This is a genomic window from Micromonospora sagamiensis (assembly GCF_014680085.1).
In the GTDB taxonomy this organism is placed as follows: domain Bacteria; phylum Actinomycetota; class Actinomycetes; order Mycobacteriales; family Micromonosporaceae; genus Micromonospora; species Micromonospora inyonensis.
In genome coordinates this window covers 622,370-639,490 of sequence record NZ_AP023438.1, presented here as the reverse complement: position 1 = coordinate 639,490, position 17,121 = coordinate 622,370, and the positions used below count along the sequence as shown (strand labels likewise).

Below are 17,121 nucleotides of genomic sequence, written 5' to 3'. Positions count from 1 at the left end.
TCGAGGTTTGCCGGTGTCGCGGTCGGGTGCGCCACGGTCGGATCGGCGTGGGCCGCCGTGCTGACCGGTCGCGACGACCCGGAGGTGTCGGCGGCGGATGCGCAGGACTGGCGCGGCGTCTCGACCGGTGCCGGACTCCGGGTGCCCGTGTCGCCGCCGTCCCGTCCGGGTGCCCGTGTCGCCGCCGCCCCGTCCGGGTGCCCGGTTGGTCCGGGTGCCCGTCGTCGGGTCCGGGTGTCGCGGTGGTGGGCGTCGGGTCCGGGTGTTCGCCGTCCGGGTGGTCGGTCGTCGCGTCCGGGTGTTCGGCGTCAGGTGGCTGATCTGGCGGCGCGGTGGTCGGGACATCGGTGGCTATTTATTGACATGCGGTGATGTGCGTTCCTAGCATGGGCGGGGAAAGCGCTTTCCAGATCGTAGGCCACCCCCCACCGGATCGCCAGGCCCCGCAACCGGACCGTCCCGTCCCGGATCGGCCGACGGCACGTCCCCGCCGTCCCCGCGCGTCCACCCCACCTGGCCGTCCGCCCTGCGAAAGGCGGAACCCCCGTGACCACCTCCAGCGCACCGCCCCGCCCGCCCCGATGGCGGCACCACGCCGCCGCCGGTCTGATCACCGCCCTCACCCTGTCCGCCACCGCCCTGCCGCAGCCGGCCGTGGCGGCACCGGGCGCGGCCGTCCCCACCCCGGTCGCCCCGGCCGTCACCGCAACGCCCGACGGCTTCGCCAGCGTCAACGCCCTCGGCCAGAACGGCACCACCGGCGGTGCCGGTGGACCGGTGGTCACCGTCACCACCGCCGCCCAGTTCCTGGACTACATCTCCCGCCCCGGGCCGTACGTCGTCCAGGTCTCCGGCACCATCACGCTGCCCACCGGGACCAGCGACGGGATGCACAACGTCGCCTCCGACAAGACCATCGTCGGGCTCGGCGCGAACGCCACCCTCTCCGGCGGCGGGCTGAACATCGGCGTACCGGTCGACGACGACGTCACGTCGCCCCCGGCGAACGCCGTGCACAACATCATCATCCGGAACCTGCACCTCACCGGGGCGACCGACGACCTGGTCAACGTTCAGATGTTCTCGCACCACATCTGGATCGACCACAACGAGTTCTCCAACGGCGACGACGGCGCGGTCGACATCAAACGCGGTTCCGACTTCGTGACCGTCTCCTGGAACCACTTCCACGACCACGACAAGACGTTGCTGCTCGGCCACGACGACGACAACGCGGCGCAGGACGTCGGCCGGTTGCGGGTCACCTACCACCACAACTGGTTCGACGCATCGGACCAGCGGAACCCACGGGTGCGCTTCTCCGCGCTGGCCCACGTCTACAACAACTACTACGACGACAACAGTTACGGCGTGGTCTCCACCAACGACTCGGCCGTGCTGGTGGAGAACAACTACTTCTACAGCGTCAACAACCCGGGCCGGGTCGACTTCAGCGGACCGCTGGGCCGGATCGTCGAGCGCGGCAACATCCTGGTCGCCTGCAACCACCCGATCGAGACGCGGGGCACCGTGCCCGACCCGCGCACGTACTACCCGTACACCCTGGACCCGGCGGCGAACGTGCCGACGATCGTCCCGGCCGGCGCCGGGGTCGGCCGGATCTCACCGACCTCGGATCCGACCGCCGCCGCCGCCGCGACCGCCGCCGGCCCTGGGGTCACCGCCCAGCCGGACGGCTTCGCCAGCGTCGACGCCCTCGGTCAGAACGGCACCACGGGTGGGGTCGGCGGCCCGGTGGTCACCGCGACGAACGCGTCGGACTTCCTGGAGTACATCGACACCGTCGGCCCGATGATCATCCAGGTCACCGGTCGGATCCAGATCAGCAGCAAGCAGGGCGTCCGCCCGAACAAGACCATCATCGGCGTCGGGAACGCCGAGATCACCGGTGGTGGCCTGGACTTCTACCGGTCGTACAACGTGATCGTCCGGAACATCAACTTCACCGATGCCGAGGACGACGCGATCAATGTCGGGCAGAACTCGCACCACATCTGGATCGACCACAATCGGTTCGCCGGCGCGGTGGACGGCTCGGTGGACATCGTCCGGGGCGCGGACTACGTGACCGTCTCCTGGAACCACTTCGACCACTCCGACAAGAGCATGCTGATCGGCCACTCCGACGGGTCCGGGTCCACCGACATCGGGCACCTGAAGGTGAGCATCCACCACAACTTCTTCGACAACAGCCGACAGCGGCACCCGCGCATCCGCTTCGCCGAGCCGGTGCACGTCTACAACAACTACTTCCTCGGCAACGAGCTGTACGGGATCGCCTCCACCGAGAACGCCGGGGTCGTCGTGGAGGGCAACTACTTCCGCGACGTACCGCACCCGATGTACTCGGCCAGCGGCTATGCCGACAGTGGTCCGGGTCGGGCGGTGCAGCGCAACAACGTCTTCGTCAACTCGGGTACCCCGGAGACCGCCGGTACGGTGACCGAGCCGCGGACGTACTACCCGTACACCCTCGACTCTGCGGCGAACGTGCCCGCCCTGGTGACCGCCGGTGCCGGCGTGGGCCGGATCTGACCTTCAGGCAGCCGCCACCCGCCCGCCCCCGCGTACTGCGCCCCGGGCACTGCAGGGGCCCCTTGTTCATCAAAAACGATGAACAAGGGGCCCCTGCTACCACGAAAAGCGGGTACGAGCTAGCTGGCGATCATCCGGCGCAGCACGTACTGGAGGATGCCGCCGTGGCGGTAGTAGTCCGCCTCGCCCGGGGTGTCGATCCGGACCACGGCGTCGAACTCCACGCCGGTGTCGGTGGTGACCTTCACCGTGCGCGGGGTCTCGCCGTCGTTCAGCGCGGTCACCCCGACGATCGAGAAGGTCTCGGTGCCGGTGAGGCCCAGGCTGTCGGCGGTCTCGCCGGCCGGGAACTGGAGCGGCAGCACGCCCATGCCGATTAGGTTCGACCGGTGGATCCGCTCGTACGACTCGGCGATGACCGCGCGGACGCCGAGCAGCATGGTGCCCTTGGCCGCCCAGTCCCGCGACGACCCAGAGCCGTACTCCTTGCCGGCCAGCACGACCAGCGGGACGCCCGCCTCCTGGTACGCCACCGAGGCGTCGTAGATCGAGGTCTGCTCACCGGTCAGGTGGTTGACGGTGACGCCGCCCTCGACGCCCGGCACGAGCTGGTTGCGCAGCCGGATGTTGGCGAAGGTGCCCCGGATCATCACCTCGTGGTTGCCCCGGCGCGAGCCGTACGAGTTGAACTCGTGGCGCGGCACGCCGTGCTCGGCGAGGTACTTCCCGGCGGGGGAGTCCGCCTTGATCGAGCCGGCCGGGGAGATGTGGTCGGTGGTGACCGAGTCGCCCAGCTTGGCCAGCACCCGGGCGTCGGTGATGTCGACGACCGGCTTCGGGTCCTTCTCCATGCCCTCGAAGTACGGGGGCTTGCGGACGTAGGTGGACTCGCCCGCCCAGGCGAAGGTGTCGCCGGTCGGGGTGGGCAGCGACTGCCAGCGCTCGTCACCGGCGAAGACGTCGGCGTACGCCGCGCTGAACCCGGTCGCGCCGATCGCGGAGGCGATGACGTCCTGGATCTCGGCGCTGTTCGGCCAGATCTCCCGCAGGAAGACCGGGTTGCCCTGGCTGTCCTCGCCGATCGGCTCGTTGGCCAGGTCGATGTCCATCGTGCCGGCGAGCGCGTACGCCACCACCAGTGGCGGGGACGCCAGGTAGTTCATCTTGACGTCCGGGTTGATCCGTCCCTCGAAGTTCCGGTTGCCCGACAGCACCGAGACGACCGCGAGGTCGGCCTCGTTGACGGCGGCGGAGATCTCCTCGGGCAGCGGGCCGGAGTTGCCGATGCAGGTGGTGCAGCCGTAGCCGACCAGGTGGAAGCCGAGCTTCTCCAGGTACGGCGTGAGGCCGGCCCGCTCGTAGTAGTCCATGACGACCTTGGAGCCGGGGGCCAGGGTGGTCTTCACCCACGGCTTGCGGGTCAGCCCCTTCTCCACCGCGTTGCGTGCCAGCAGCGCCGCGCCGATCATGACCTGCGGGTTGGAGGTGTTGGTGCAGGAGGTGATGGCGGCGATCACCACGGCGCCGTGGTCCAGCTCGAACTCGGTGCCGTCGGCGCCGGTCACCCGGGTCGGGTTGCTGGCCCGGCCGCCCGAGCCGACCGCGCCGTTGACCAGCTCACGGGGAGCGTCGGCGGGGTCGTTCGTGCTGTCGACGGCCGGCGAGTCGCTGGCCGGGAAGGACTCGGCGCTGGCCTCGTCGGCGCGGCCCTGCACGCCGAACGGCTTCTCCTGCTGCGGTACGCCGGGCTTCCGGTCGTCACCGCCGGTCTCGTCGGCGGCCACGTAGTCGGTCAGCGCCGAGCGGAACAGCGTCTTGGCGTTGCCCAGCGGCACCCGGTCCTGCGGGCGCTTCGGCCCGGCCAGGGACGGCTCGATGGTGCCCAGGTCCAGCTCCAGGCGCTCGGAGTAGTCCGGCTCGGCGTCCGGGTCGTGCCAGAGGCCCTGCTCCTTGGCGTACGCCTCGACCAGCGCGACCTGCTCCGGGCTCCGGCCGGTCAGCTCCAGGTAGCGGACGGTCTCGGCGTCGACCGGGAAGATCGCCACGGTGGAGCCGTACTCCGGGGACATGTTGCCGATGGTGGCCCGGTTGGCCAGCGGCACCGCGCCCACGCCGGGGCCGTAGAACTCGACGAACTTGCCGACCACGCCGTGCTTGCGCAGCATCTCGGTGATGGTCAGCACCAGGTCGGTGGCGGTGGTGCCGGCCGGCATCTCACCGGAGAGCTTGAAGCCGACCACGCGCGGGATGAGCATGCTGACCGGCTGGCCGAGCATGGCGGCCTCGGCCTCGATGCCGCCGACGCCCCAGCCCAGCACGCCCAGACCGTTGACCATCGTGGTGTGCGAGTCGGTGCCGACGACGGTGTCCGGGTACGCCTGACCGCCCCGCTCCATCACCGTACGGGCCAGGTACTCGATGTTGACCTGGTGCACGATGCCGGTGCCCGGCGGGACGACCTTGAACTCGTTGAACGCGGTCTGGCCCCAGCGCAGGAACTGGTAGCGCTCGCGGTTGCGCTCGTACTCCAGCTCGACGTTGCGGGCGAAGGCGTCCTCGCGGCCGAACAGGTCGGCGATGACCGAGTGGTCGATGACCAGTTCGGCCGGGGCGAGCGGGTTCACCTTGGCCGGGTCGCCGCCCAGGTCACGGACGGCCTCCCGCATGGTGGCCAGGTCGACCACGCACGGCACGCCGGTGAAGTCCTGCATCAGCACCCGGGCCGGGGTGAACTGGATCTCCACGCTCGGGTCGGCGGCGGCGTCCCACGCGCCGAGCTGCCGGATGTGGTCGGCGGTGATGTTCGCGCCGTCCTCGGTCCGCAGCAGGTTCTCCAGCAGGATCTTCAGGCTGTAGGGCAGCCGTTCGTGGCCGTCCACCTTACTGATCTTGAAAATCTCGTAGCTCGCGTCTCCGACGCGTAGCTGGGTCTTCGCACCGAAGGTGTCGAGGCTCGCCACGTCGTACTCCTTCACACCAGCGACCGTGAGTAGTCCTGAGCAGTCTGTCGCACCGGTCGGGGTGCCGCCCCGGTTAGGCGACACTAACCAGCGATATCGTCGTCCTACAAAACCGTACGTCCGTCTTGCTATTCGCGCAACCGGGTGCCAGGCTCTGGGACGGGAGGTCACCCATGATCCACGACCGGGGGTCCGTCGGGCTCACGCGGGTCGCGGAACCGGGGGTGAGCAGGCGGCCCGCGCTCCGCCGGGGTACGGGGGCCAGCGGCCGACGGGCCGCCCGCCGCCTCCGACGGAAACGCGACGACGGGCCGGTCCCCTGGTGTGGGGGCCGGCCCGTCGTGGTGTGTGGGTGGGTGTGGGTCAGGCGGAGTAGCCGCGGGTGGCGGTCCAGTCGGCGAGGGCTTCGGTGGTGATCCAGTAGGAGGACTGGTCGGGGTTGGCGGAGTCGGCGATCTTGACGGTGTTGCCGTTGTCGCGGTAGCCGACGACGCTGATGTAGTGGCCGCCTTCGAAGGCGTGGGGGGTGCCGTCGGTGTCGGTGGCGGTGCCGGCGATGTTGGCGACGATGGCGCGGCTGTTGTCGATGGCGGTGACGACGTCGCGGCGCATCTGGTCGGTCTGCTTGTCGTCGGCCGTCGGGGTGGAGACCTCGGTGGTGCGGTAGGCGTCCTTGCCCAGCTTGGCGTTGAGGGCCTTGGTGATCAGGTGGGCGGAGTCGGTGCCGTTCTCGGTGGTGCCCATCTCGCGGGCGAGGTCGTCCTGGGACAGGTCGCGGTCCATGGTGGACAGGGCGTTGCGGGCTGCGGCGGGGCCGCAGTAGTAGAAGTTGGGCTGTGCCTGGTAGCGGACGCGCAGTTCCCGTTCGCTGCGGCCGTTGCCCCGGTTGCTGCGCTCGTCGCGACGGTCGTCACGGTCGCTGCGGCGGTCGTCGCGGTTGTCGCGGTTGTCGCGGCGGTCGTTGTCGCGGTCGGTGGTGACGGAGATGGCCGTCGTGGGTGTGGCTGCCGAGGCGGGGTCGGCGAAGGCGGTGGCGGGGGCGGCGAGGGCGCCTGCGGTGAGGGTGGCGCCGGCGATGGTCAGGGCGGCCTTACGGATCAGCGTGGTCATGGGGGTGTCCTGCCTTTCCGTTGCGGGGGCGCGTGGCGTGGGGGACGGCCACGGCGGGGGAGGTTTTTCGAGCGCGTGGGGTGCGGGGGTCCGTCGCGTGGCACGGGGGTGGCACGGGCGGGAAGTGTGGGGGGCGGACCCGGGGCTCGGCCCTTGTGGGTGCGCCAGCCATGTACAACGCCACCGACCTGGCTCGCATTCCGGATCCGGTGGGTCCGGCCCGGGGGTGCGGGGCGGTGGTGCTCGGGGGGTGAGCCATGTCCAACGCCCCCGACCCGGCCCGCATTCCAGGCTGTCGGGCACCTCGTCGCGAGGCGATCGGTGGTACTCGGGGGTGAGCCGGGTCCAACGCCACCAACCCCCAAACCGATTCCCGGCGGCAGGCCGCACCGGCAGAGCGCACGCGGGCAGGCCGCACCGGACGCCACGGGCCGATGCCCGCGCGGGCATCCGGACGCCGGGGATGCCTAGGGCGAAACCGGACAGGCGTCGCTGCCGGCGTCGCTGCCGGCGTCGCTGCGGGCGGCGCGGACGGACCGGTCGCATGCCCGCTCGCCGTCGCTCGGCGGGTTTCCCCCGACCCACGCGCCGAGGTCGGATTCCGGCCGCTATCCTAGGGGTCCTAGCATTCAGCCGATATGTCGAAGGATTGCCGTGCCACGACAGGGTTTGACGACCGAACGCGTCGCGGCGGCCGCAGCCGACCTGGCCGACTCGCTGGGGTTGGAGCGGCTCACGGTCGCGGCCGTCGCCCGCCACTTCGGGGTCGCCGACGCCAGCATCTACGGACACGTCCGCAGCCGGGAGGCGTTGCTGCACCAGGTCGCGGTGCGGGCCGCGGCGACGTTCGCCGACCGTCTCGGGCTCGCGGTGGCCGGCTGCTCCGGACGCCGGGCACTGATCGGCTTCGCCGACGCATACCGGGCGTTCGCGGTGACCCACCCCGGGCAGTACGCCGCGACCCAGCTCCAACTCCCGCCCGACGTGGGCAGGAACTCGGCCGGGCACCTGCGCCTGATCGAGCTGAGCTGCGCGACGCTGCGTGGGTACGGGCTCGACGAGCCCGTCCTGACCGATGCGATCCGGTTCGTGCGGAGCACGCTCCACGGGTTCGCGACGCTCGAGACGGCCGAGGGGTTCGGGCATCCCCGCGACCTCGACGCGTCCTGGCGCTGCGTCATCGACGCCGTCCACACGGCACTCGACAACTGGCCCACGACCGAGGGGAAGCAACCATGAACAGCAACGACCAGGAGATCCGGTCGGCGGACGGCACCCGGCTGGTGGTCCGGCGGACGGGCGTGGGCGACCCCGTCGTCCTTCTGCACGGCTCGGGCGGCGGCCTGCACTCCTGGGCTCCGGTCGCCGAGCGGCTCGCGGGGGCGTACGAGCTGTGGATGCCGGCCCGGCGCGGGTACGGCCCCAGCGATGTCTCGCCCGGCCGTAAGTCGTTCAAGGACGACGTCGCCGACCTGATCGCCGTGATCGAGGCGGTGGGGCAGCCGGTGCACCTGGTCGGCGGCTCCTACGGCGCGACGCTGGCGCTGCACACCGCGGCAGCCGAGCCGGGCCGGCTGCGCTCGTTGGCCGTCTTCGAGCCGCCGCTCTACGCGGCCGGGGAGTCGATCGGGCCGCTGCTCGACCGCTACCGGGCGGCCTTCGAGCGGGACGACGCGGGCGAGATGTTCGCCGTGCTCAACGAGGTCACCCGGGTGCCACCCTCGATCGTCGCGGCGTTCGTGGCCGCGGCGGGCGACCGACGGCCCGACCCGGCCGAGGCCCGGCGCTCGGCGATCGGCTGGCTGCACGACCTGGAGGCGCTGGCCGACGACGGCACCGACCCGGCCCGCTGGTCGTCGATCACCGTCCCGACGCTGCTGATGCAGGGCGCCGACACCTGGGAGCCGATGCCGACCACGATGGATGCCCTGGCCGCGGCTCTTCCCGCCGTCCGCCGGGTCATCTGGCCGGGCCAGTCGCACTTCGCGACGACCAGTGCCCCCGACCTGGCGGCCGACGCGCTGCGCGCGTTCTTCGCCGAGGTGCGCCCCGGTCGGCGAGGTGGCTGAGGGGCCGGTGGCGAGTGCGTGCGGGCGTACCGCCGAAGCAGGGCGGTCGCATGTCACCATTCCGGGCATGGAGATGTGGCACAACCCGTCCTGCTCGAAGTGCGCCGGTGCGCGCCAGAGTCTGGACGCCGCCCGGGTGCCCTACCGGCTGCGGGCGTACCTGGAGCAGCCGCCGAGCGCGGAGGAGTTGGCCGAGGTGCTGCGCCGGCTGGACGCCCGGCCGTGGGACGTCTGCCGGCTCGGCGAGCGCGCCGCCGTCGAGCGGGGCATGGCCGACTGGCCGCGCGACGAGGCGTCCGTACCGCGCTGGATCGAGGCGATGGTGGCCGCGCCGGAGCTGATCCAGCGTCCGATCCTGCTGCTCGACGACGGTGGGGCGGTGGTCGGCCGTACCCCGGAGGCGCTGACCGAGGCGGTCCGGCGCGCCGCCACGACGGACTGACGGACCCGGACCGGCGGACAGCCGGCCGGGGCCCGCCTCAGCTCTCCGCGTCGGTCGGCGGGGTCGTGGCCGCCTCCGCGTGCCGGTCACGCAGCCGGGCCCGGATCTCCTCCGGGGTGTACGCCCGGCGTCGCCGTTCCGCGCGGGCGACGACCACCCCGGTCGCCGCGACCCCCACCACACCGGCCAGCCCGAGGAGCTTCCACCACTGCATCCGTTGCCGCATGGGCCTAGGGTAGTGCCACATGAGCATCAGCCTGGACGAGGCGGTCGAGCTGACCCGCACCGGCGACGTGTGGGTGTTCCGGGGACGCAGCGTGCCGGACCGGGCCATCCAACTCACCACCAACAGTCCGGTCAACCACGTCGGCATGGCGGTGGTGCTGGACGACCTGCCGCCGCTGATGTGGCACGCGGAGCTGGGGCGCTCCCTGCCGGACCTGTGGACCGGCACCCACCAGCGGGGCGTGCAGCTGCACGACCTGCGGGACGCGGTCTGCGTCTGGGCCAACCGGTACGGCCAGCGGGGCTGGCTGCGGCAGCTCGAACCACCCGTCGACGCGGCGATGGAGGACGCCGTGCTGCGCACCGTCGCCCGGCTCGACGGCACGCCCTTCCCGTCCACCGCGCAGCTGGCCTGGCGTTGGCTGCGCGGCCGGGTGCCGGCGATCCCCCGCCCGGCGCTGCCCGGCCGGCGTGGTCCCGCGCCCGTGCCCGCCGGCCCACCGGACCCGCCTCTGGGCGTCACGGACCGGTCCCTGGAGACCGCGTACTGCGCGGAGGTGGTCGCCGTGACCTACGAGGCGATGGGGCTGCTCCCGCCGGGGCGGCGGCCGAACTGGTACGACCCGGGCCGGTTCTGGAGCGGCGACGACCTCGGCCTCGAGGCCGGTGCCACGCTCGGCGCCGAGATCGAGGTGCGGATCCCGCCCCGCTGAGGTTTGCTCGGACATCCGGGCGGCAACTCCTGACGCCGTGACAGCCTCCACCGACCTCGGCACGCTCACCGACTTCTTCGACCGGTACGGCGTGGCGCTGACCACCGGCGACGTCTCCGCCATCGCCGGTTGCTACGCCCTGCCCGGCCTGGTGGTGGCCGACACCTACAGCTTCTCGTTCAGCTCGCCGGCCGCGGTGGCACTGTCCTTCGTGGGCGCCGCCCCCGACTACCGGGAGCGTGAGCTGGTCGCCGCGAACGCGGTGATCCTCCAGGTGGAACCGGTCTCCCCGCTGTTGACCCTGGTGGCGGTGCAGTGGGAGTTCCTGGACAGCCTGGGGCGGGCGGTACCCGGCGAGCGGTACCGCTACCTGCTCCGCGCCACCGATGACGGACTGGTGATCTGCACGGTCGTCCGGGCCGGTTGACCCGTCGGCGGCCGGACCGGTCGGACGGCCCAACCGTCGGACCGGGTGACCCCGGCCGGGAGCGGCGGCCGACCGCGCTGGTTAGGCTTCCCGGTCGGGAACCGACGAGCGGGGACGGTCGGGAACCGACGAGGGAGGACCATGGCCGGCAGGCGTCGTGCGCGTAACGGGTCCACTGCGGGCCTGCTCTCGCCCTGGGCCGTGGTCTCGGTCGGTGTGCTGGTGATGGTCGTCCTGCTGGGTGTGGCCCTCGGGACGGTCGTCAGCAGCCGGCCGTCGGCCGCCCCCGGGCCGCCCCCGGAGCCCGGGCCGCTGCCGGCGCTCTCCGCGTCCTCCTTCGCCGCGTCGCGCAGCGCGGCCCCGACGGCAAGCCGGACGGTGCGTCCCTCCCGGACCCCGTCGGCGAGCCCGAGCCGCACGGTGTCCCCGACCCCGTCGCGCAGCCCGAGCCCGACCGCCGCGTCGAGCGGCCCGGCGGTGAACCAGCAGCCCTCGCCGGCGCAGGTGACCGGGACCTACCGGCCGGTGGAGACCTACGACGGGGCGTTCATCGGCGAGGTGCGGTTGACCAACCTCTCCACCGCGCCGCGATCCTGGACGGTGCGGGTGGAGGTGCCCGGTGCCCGCCTGGTGTCGGCCTGGACGGAGGGGACGGCGCAGGCCGGGAGCAGTGGCTCCCGGGGCACGTTCACCTTCACCAGTGGGGCGGACCTGGCCCCCGGCGCCTCCGCGTCGCTGCGGTTCCACCTCAGGGACACCGGTACCGCCACGCGTCCCACGAGCTGCACGGTGGACGGCGCTCCCTGCGGTCGCTGACCCTCCCGCGACGCGGGGTCTCCCGCTCCGTGGGCCCGTCGGTCCGCCCCTTCTCCGGCTCCGGTCCGAGCCCGCGCGGTCAGCCGCTGGACCGCTGTGTCGGCCGTGGACGGGCGTGGCTCTGCAAGGTGTCCGCAATATTTCGACTTGGTTTGCAAGGTATTGCAGAACGTTTCGGCAAGGACTAGCGTGCGGGCCAATCTACGACCACGGAAAGGCCGTCGATGAAACCCCCGCCAACATCCCGCAAGGCCCGGTTCGGCCTGCTCTCCCTGCTCGCCCTGGCTCTCGTCGGCACCCCCGTCGTCGTCGACCAGCTCGGGGCCGACGCCACCGCGCGTCCCGACCCCCTCGCCGCGGCCGGCGCGCCACAGTGGCGCAGCGAGCCCTCCGCCGAGGCGATGCTCCGCGCCGGTGCCGACGAGGCCCGCGCCGAGCAGTTCTACTTCGTCCTGCCGGACCGGTTCGCCAACGGCGATCCGCGCAACGACCGTGGCGGCCTGACCGGGGACCGGCTGAACACCGGCCTCGACCCGGCCGACAAGGGCTTCTACCACGGCGGCGACCTCAAGGGCCTGATCGACAAGCTTGAGTACGTCCAGGGGCTCGGCACCACCGCCATCTGGCTGGCCCCGATCTTCAAGAACCGTCCCGTGCAGGGCACCGGCGACGACGTCTCCGCCGGCTACCACGGCTACTGGATCACCGACTTCACCCAGGTCGACCCACACTTCGGCACCAACGAGGAGCTGCGGAGGCTGGTCCGTCTCGCCCACCAGCGGGGAATCCGGGTCTACCTGGACATCATCGTGAACCACACCGCCGACGTCATCAAGTACGCCGAGGACAAGTACGCGTACGTCGACAAGAAGACCAGCCCGTACACGGACGCGCGGGGGCGTGCCTTCGAGGACCGCAACTACGCCGACGGGACCCGTGACTTCCCGACGGTGAACGCGGACGCGGGCCCGTACACCCCGACCTTCGCCAGCGGGGCGGACCGGACCGTCAAGGTCCCGGCCTGGCTGAACGACGTGACCATGTACCACAACCGGGGCGACTCCACCTTCGCCGGCGAGAACAGCGAGTACGGTGACTTCTACGGCCTCGACGACCTGTGGACCGAGCGTCCCGAGGTGGTGCGCGGGCTGACCAAGGTCTACGGCGACTGGATCGCCGGCACCGGGGTGGACGGGTTCCGGCTGGACACCGTCAAGCACGTCAACCTCGACTTCTGGCCGCAGTTCAGCCGGGGCGTGGAGAGCGCCGCCGAGCAGGCCGGCAAGAAGGACTTCTTCATGTTCGGTGAGGTCTACAGCGCCGACCCGGAGATCACCTCCGGCTACGTCCGGCAGGGCGGCCTGCCGGCCACCCTGGACTTCGCCTTCCAGGAGGCGGCCCGGGGCTACACCGCCGGCAACGGCTCGGCGAAGGCCCTCGCCGACGTGTACGCCCGCGACGACCTCTACTCCTCCCGGGACACCGACGCCGACCGGCTGCCCACCTTTCTCGGCAACCACGACATGGGCCGGATCGGCTCGTTCATCGCGAGCGGCGGCACCGACCCGAGCACGCACCTGCGCCGCGACCAGCTCGCCCACCAGCTGATGTTCCTCACCCGGGGACAGCCGGTGGTCTACTCCGGTGACGAGCAGGGCTTCACCGGCCCCGGCGGCGACAAGGACGCCCGGCAGGACATGTTCGCCTCGAAGACCCCCGACTACCTCGACGACGACCTGCTCGGCACCGACCGCACGCACGCCGCCGACCAGTACGACCGCGACCACCCGCTCTACCGCACCATCGCGGAGCTGGGCGCGCTGCGGAAGGCGCACCCGGCACTGCGCGACGGCATCCAGGTCACCCGGCACGCCGCCGACGGCCCGGGGGTCTTCGCGTTCTCCCGGATCGACCCGAAGCAGCGCGTCGAGTACGTCGTCGCGGTCAACAACGCGGCCACCGCGCAGACCGTCACCGTGGACACCTGGTCGGCGAACGCCACCTTCACCGGCGTCCACGGTGCCACCGGCACCACCACCGCCACCGGGGACGGCAAGCTGACCCTCACCGTGCCGCCGCTGTCGGCGGTGGTGCACCGGGCCGGCACGCCGATCCCGCAGCCGGCCGCCGCCCCGGGCATCACCATCACCGCACCGGCCGACGACGCCCCCGTGGTCACCCGCGCCGCGGTCACCGCCGAGGTCACCGGGGACCCGCTCGCCACCGTCGCGGTGGCCGCCCGGGTCGACGGCGGGAAGTGGACGCTGCTGGGCACCGCCGAGCAGGCCCCGTACACGCTGCACCACGACCTGACCGGGCTGCCCGGCGGCACGCGGATCGAGTACAAGGCCGTGGTCCGCGACGGCAGGGGCCGTACCGCGAGCACCCGCTCCACCGCCACCGTGGGCACCCCCGACCAGGGCGCCTCCCGGGACTGGGCGATCGTGCACTACCAGCGCCCCGACGGTGACTACGCCGACTGGGGGCTCTACGCCTGGGGCGACATCGACCCGGCGTACGTCACCGAGTGGCCCAAAGGGCAGCCGTTCGCCGGGCAGGACGCCTACGGCCGGTTCGCCTGGGTGAAGCTCAAGCCGGGCGCGAAGTCCGTCGGCTTCCTGGTGGTCGACTCCGACGGGAACAAGGACGTCGCCCAGGACCGGACCATCGACGTCACCCGGACCGGGGAGATCTGGATCAAACAGGGCGACCCCACCGTGCACTCCAGCTACTCCGACGCCACCGGGCAGCCCGCCCCGCCGGTCGAGGAGGGCGTCGCGGTCCTCCACTACCGTCGCGCCGACGGCAGGTACGACGGTTGGGGCCTGCACCTCTGGGACGGCGCGGCCAACCCGACCGACTGGGCGTCGCCGCTCGCCCCGACGAAGGTCGACGCGTTCGGCGCGGTGTTCCGGGTGCCCCTGGCGGCCGGGGCCACCGGGCTGAGCTACATCATCCACTCCGGAGACGAGAAGGACCTCCCGCAGGACCAGCGGCTCGACTTCGCCAGCGCCGGACGGGAGGTGTGGCTGCTCGCCGCCACCCCGGGCCGGCTGCTCCCGGCGACCACCAGCGGCACCGCGAAGGACGTCGACATCACGAAGCAGAAGGCGCACTGGATCGACCGGTCCACCGTCGCCTGGTCGACCGGCCCGACCGACGGGAAGACGTACGCCCTGGTCACCGCTGCGGCCGGCGGCGTGACCGTGGTCGACGGTGAGCTGTCCGGGACGTACACCTCGCTGCCGCTGACCGCGGCGCGCAACGGGCTCACCGAGGCCCAGCGGGCGAAGTTCCCGCACCTGTGGGCCCACCGGGCGTTCACCCTCGCCGACCGTGACCTCGCGAAGGTGCCGGCCGCGCTGCGCGGCCAGCTCCTGGTGACCGAACGGGACCACGAGGGCACCCTGCTCGGCGCGACCGGCGTGCAGATCCCCGGCGTCCTCGACGACGTCTACGCCCGCGCCACGGGGGCGTTGCTCGGCCCGACCTTCGACGGCACCCGCCCGTCCCTGGCGGTCTGGGCACCCACCGCCCACACCGTCGCGCTCGAACTGTTCGACTCGCCGACCGCGCAGCCCACCACGGTGGCGATGCGTCGGGACGACCGCACCGGCGTCTGGTCGGTGCGCGGGGTGCGGGAGTGGACCGGGAAGTACTACCGCTACCAGGTCCGGACCTGGCAGCCGGCGGCACAGAAACTGGTCACCGCGTCGGTCACCGACCCGTACTCGGTGGCGCTGGCGCCGAACTCCACGCACAGCCAGATCGTCGACCTGACCGACCCGGCGCTCGCCCCGGCCGGGTGGGCGAAGCTGCGCAAGCCGGCGGCGGTGCCGTCGTCGAGGGTGCAGATCACCGAACTGTCGGTGCGGGACTTCTCGATCGCCGACACCACCGTGCCGGCCGAGCGGCGCGGCACCTTCCTCGCCTTCACCGATCCGGCCACCGCCGGCATGACCCACCTGCGCCGACTCGGTGCCGCCGGGGTCACCCACCTGCACCTGCTCCCCGCGTTCGACTTCGCCACCATCCCCGAACGGCGCGGCGAGCAGAAGCAGCCCGCCTGCGACCTGGCGAAGCTGCCGCCGGACTCCGACCAGCAGCAGAAGTGCGTCGCGGCGGTCGCCGACACCGACGGCTACAACTGGGGGTACGACCCGCTGCACTACACCGTCCCGGAGGGCGGGTACGCCGTCGACCCGACCGGGGCGAAGCGGACCACCGAGTTCCGGCAGATGGTCGCCGGGGCCAACGCCGCCGGCCTGCGGGTGGTGATGGACGTGGTCTACAACCACACCTCGGCCGCCGGCACCGACCCGAAGTCGGTGCTCGACCAGGTGGTGCCCGGCTACTACCACCGGCTGCTGGACGACGGCACGGTCGCCAACTCCACCTGCTGCGCCAACACCGCCCCCGAGCACGCCATGATGGGCAGGCTCGTGGTCGACTCCGTGGTCACCTGGGCGAGGGCCTACAAGGTGGACGGCTTCCGTTTCGACCTGATGGGTCACCACCCGAAGGCGAACATGCTCGCCGTCCGGGCGGCGCTGGACAAGCTGACCGTCGCCCGGGACGGGGTGGACGGGAAGTCGATCCTGCTCTACGGCGAGGGCTGGAACTTCGGCGAGGTGGCGAACGACGCCCGGTTCGTCCAGGCGACCCAGGCCAACATGGCCGGCACCGGCATCGGCACCTTCAACGACCGGCTCCGCGACGCGGTGCGCGGCGGTGGCCCGTTCGACGCCAATCCGCGCGTGCAGGGCTTCGCCTCCGGACTGTTCACCGACCCGAACGGCGACCCGGTCAACGGCACCGCCGAGCAGCAGCGCGCCCGGCTGCTGCACGCCCACGACCAGATCAAGGTCGGCCTGGTCGGCAACCTCGCCGGCTACCGGTTCACCGACACGCAGGGCCGGACGGTGACCGGCGCGCAGGTCGACTACAACGGCTCGCCCGCCGGCTACACCGCCGCGCCGGGGGAGGCGGTCACCTACGTCGACGCGCACGACAACGAGATCCTGTACGACGCGCTGGCGTACAAGCTGCCGCAGGACACCGGCATGACGGACCGGGCCCGGATGCAGGTGCTCGCCCTCTCCACCGTGGTCCTCGGGCAGGGGAGCGGCTTCGTCACCACCGGCACCGAGCGGCTGCGGTCGAAGTCGCTGGACCGCAACTCGTACAACTCCGGTGACTGGTTCAACCAGATCCGGTGGGACTGCGCCCAGGGCAACGGGTTCGGCGCCGGCCTGCCCCCGGCGCAGGACAACCAGGACAAGTGGTCGTACGCCAAGCCGCTGCTGGCGGACGCGACGCTGGTGCCGGACTGCGCGGCGGTGAACCTGACCGACGCCCGGTACGCCGAGCTGCTGCGGGTGCGGGCCTCCTCGCCGGTGTTCGGGCTGACCGACGCCAGTGAGGTGCAGAAGCGGGTCGCCTTCCCGCTCTCCGGCCCACGGGAGACCCCCGGTGTGCTCACCATGACGCTGGACGGTCGCGGCCTGGACCGGCAGTGGACGTCGGTGACGGTGGTCTTCAACACCACCCCGGAGGCGGCGAAGCAGCAGGTCACCGGTCTGCGTGGGGCGGACGTGTCGCTGCACCCGGTGCTGCGGACCTCGGCGGATCCGGTGCTGCGCACCGCGGCGTTCGACCCGGCCGACGGGACGTTCACCGTCCCGGCCCGCAGTGTGGCGGTCTTCGTCGAGAAGTGAGACGACGTGAACCGGCCCCCTCCCGCGTCTCGCGGAAGGGGGCCGGTTCCGGTTTCGCCCCGTCGTGCCGCCGGTGCCGGCCGTAC

At 72.0% G+C, this 17,121-nt stretch carries 11 protein-coding genes; 8 read left to right on the top strand and 3 right to left on the bottom strand.

What is annotated here, in order from left to right:
• Positions 1 to 546 precede the first annotated feature (546 nt).
• Positions 547 to 2,556 (top strand): pectate lyase family protein, encoded by a 2,010-nt coding sequence (locus IGA62_RS29900; protein ID WP_190289249.1) that lies wholly within the window; start codon positions 547 to 549, stop codon positions 2,554 to 2,556.
• Positions 2,557 to 2,675: 119 nt separating this feature from the next.
• Here the strand turns inward: IGA62_RS29900 and IGA62_RS02375 are convergent, their stop codons facing one another.
• Both IGA62_RS02375 and IGA62_RS02370 read right to left on the bottom strand, forming a co-directional pair.
• Positions 2,676 to 5,531, bottom strand: a complete 2,856-nt coding sequence (locus IGA62_RS02375) for an aconitate hydratase (RefSeq protein ID WP_145816611.1) — start codon at positions 5,529 to 5,531, stop codon at positions 2,676 to 2,678.
• A gap of 348 nt (positions 5,532 to 5,879) precedes the next feature.
• The gene (locus tag IGA62_RS02370; RefSeq protein WP_145816613.1) at positions 5,880 to 6,626 is read right to left on the bottom strand and encodes a C39 family peptidase; all 747 of its coding nucleotides are present in this window, start codon (positions 6,624 to 6,626) and stop codon (positions 5,880 to 5,882) included.
• A 654-nt stretch (positions 6,627 to 7,280) separates the two neighbouring features.
• Between IGA62_RS02370 and IGA62_RS02365 the strand changes: the two genes are divergently transcribed.
• The 3 genes from IGA62_RS02365 (at position 7,281) to IGA62_RS02355 (ending at position 9,137) form a co-directional block, all read left to right on the top strand.
• Positions 7,281 to 7,865, top strand: coding sequence for a TetR/AcrR family transcriptional regulator (locus IGA62_RS02365; protein ID WP_145816615.1), 585 nt, complete (start codon positions 7,281 to 7,283; stop codon positions 7,863 to 7,865).
• Positions 7,862 to 8,695 (top strand): alpha/beta fold hydrolase, encoded by an 834-nt coding sequence (locus IGA62_RS02360; protein ID WP_190289248.1) that lies wholly within the window; start codon positions 7,862 to 7,864, stop codon positions 8,693 to 8,695. Before IGA62_RS02365 ends, IGA62_RS02360 begins: the two co-directional genes overlap by 4 nt.
• Before the next feature lie 67 nt (positions 8,696 to 8,762).
• On the top strand, positions 8,763 to 9,137 hold the full coding sequence (locus IGA62_RS02355; protein ID WP_145816619.1) for an ArsC/Spx/MgsR family protein: 375 nt from the start codon (positions 8,763 to 8,765) through the stop codon (positions 9,135 to 9,137).
• Between the two features lie 37 nt (positions 9,138 to 9,174).
• Here the strand turns inward: IGA62_RS02355 and IGA62_RS02350 are convergent, their stop codons facing one another.
• Positions 9,175 to 9,363, bottom strand: coding sequence for a hypothetical protein (locus IGA62_RS02350; protein WP_145816621.1), 189 nt, complete (start codon positions 9,361 to 9,363; stop codon positions 9,175 to 9,177).
• A 19-nt stretch (positions 9,364 to 9,382) separates the two neighbouring features.
• Between IGA62_RS02350 and IGA62_RS02345 the strand changes: the two genes are divergently transcribed.
• The 4 genes from IGA62_RS02345 (at position 9,383) to pulA (ending at position 17,035) form a co-directional block, all read left to right on the top strand.
• On the top strand, positions 9,383 to 10,075 hold the full coding sequence (locus IGA62_RS02345; protein ID WP_145816623.1) for a hypothetical protein: 693 nt from the start codon (positions 9,383 to 9,385) through the stop codon (positions 10,073 to 10,075).
• A 37-nt stretch (positions 10,076 to 10,112) separates the two neighbouring features.
• Complete coding sequence (locus IGA62_RS02340; RefSeq protein WP_145816625.1) at positions 10,113 to 10,502, top strand: hypothetical protein; 390 nt, start codon at positions 10,113 to 10,115, stop codon at positions 10,500 to 10,502.
• A gap of 141 nt (positions 10,503 to 10,643) precedes the next feature.
• On the top strand, positions 10,644 to 11,318 hold the full coding sequence (locus IGA62_RS02335; RefSeq protein ID WP_145816627.1) for a cellulose binding domain-containing protein: 675 nt from the start codon (positions 10,644 to 10,646) through the stop codon (positions 11,316 to 11,318).
• 224 nt (positions 11,319 to 11,542) lie between these two features.
• On the top strand, positions 11,543 to 17,035 hold the full coding sequence (gene pulA, locus IGA62_RS02330; RefSeq protein WP_145816629.1) for a pullulanase-type alpha-1,6-glucosidase: 5,493 nt from the start codon (positions 11,543 to 11,545) through the stop codon (positions 17,033 to 17,035).
• Positions 17,036 to 17,121 lie beyond the last annotated feature (86 nt).

What these genes read in the sequence shown, in the direction of transcription:
- pulA (WP_145816629.1), top strand. Translation starts at nt 11,543, where the DNA reads ATGAAACCCCCGCCAACATCCCGCAAGGCCCGGTTCGGCCTGCTCTCC.
- IGA62_RS02335 (WP_145816627.1), top strand. Translation starts at nt 10,644, where the DNA reads ATGGCCGGCAGGCGTCGTGCGCGTAACGGGTCCACTGCGGGCCTGCTC.
- IGA62_RS02355 (WP_145816619.1), top strand. Translation starts at nt 8,763, where the DNA reads ATGGAGATGTGGCACAACCCGTCCTGCTCGAAGTGCGCCGGTGCGCGC.
- IGA62_RS02370 (WP_145816613.1), bottom strand. Translation starts at nt 6,626, where the DNA reads ATGACCACGCTGATCCGTAAGGCCGCCCTGACCATCGCCGGCGCCACC.
- IGA62_RS02345 (WP_145816623.1), top strand. Translation starts at nt 9,383, where the DNA reads ATGAGCATCAGCCTGGACGAGGCGGTCGAGCTGACCCGCACCGGCGAC.
- IGA62_RS02360 (WP_190289248.1), top strand. Translation starts at nt 7,862, where the DNA reads ATGAACAGCAACGACCAGGAGATCCGGTCGGCGGACGGCACCCGGCTG.
- IGA62_RS02350 (WP_145816621.1), bottom strand. Translation starts at nt 9,363, where the DNA reads ATGCGGCAACGGATGCAGTGGTGGAAGCTCCTCGGGCTGGCCGGTGTG.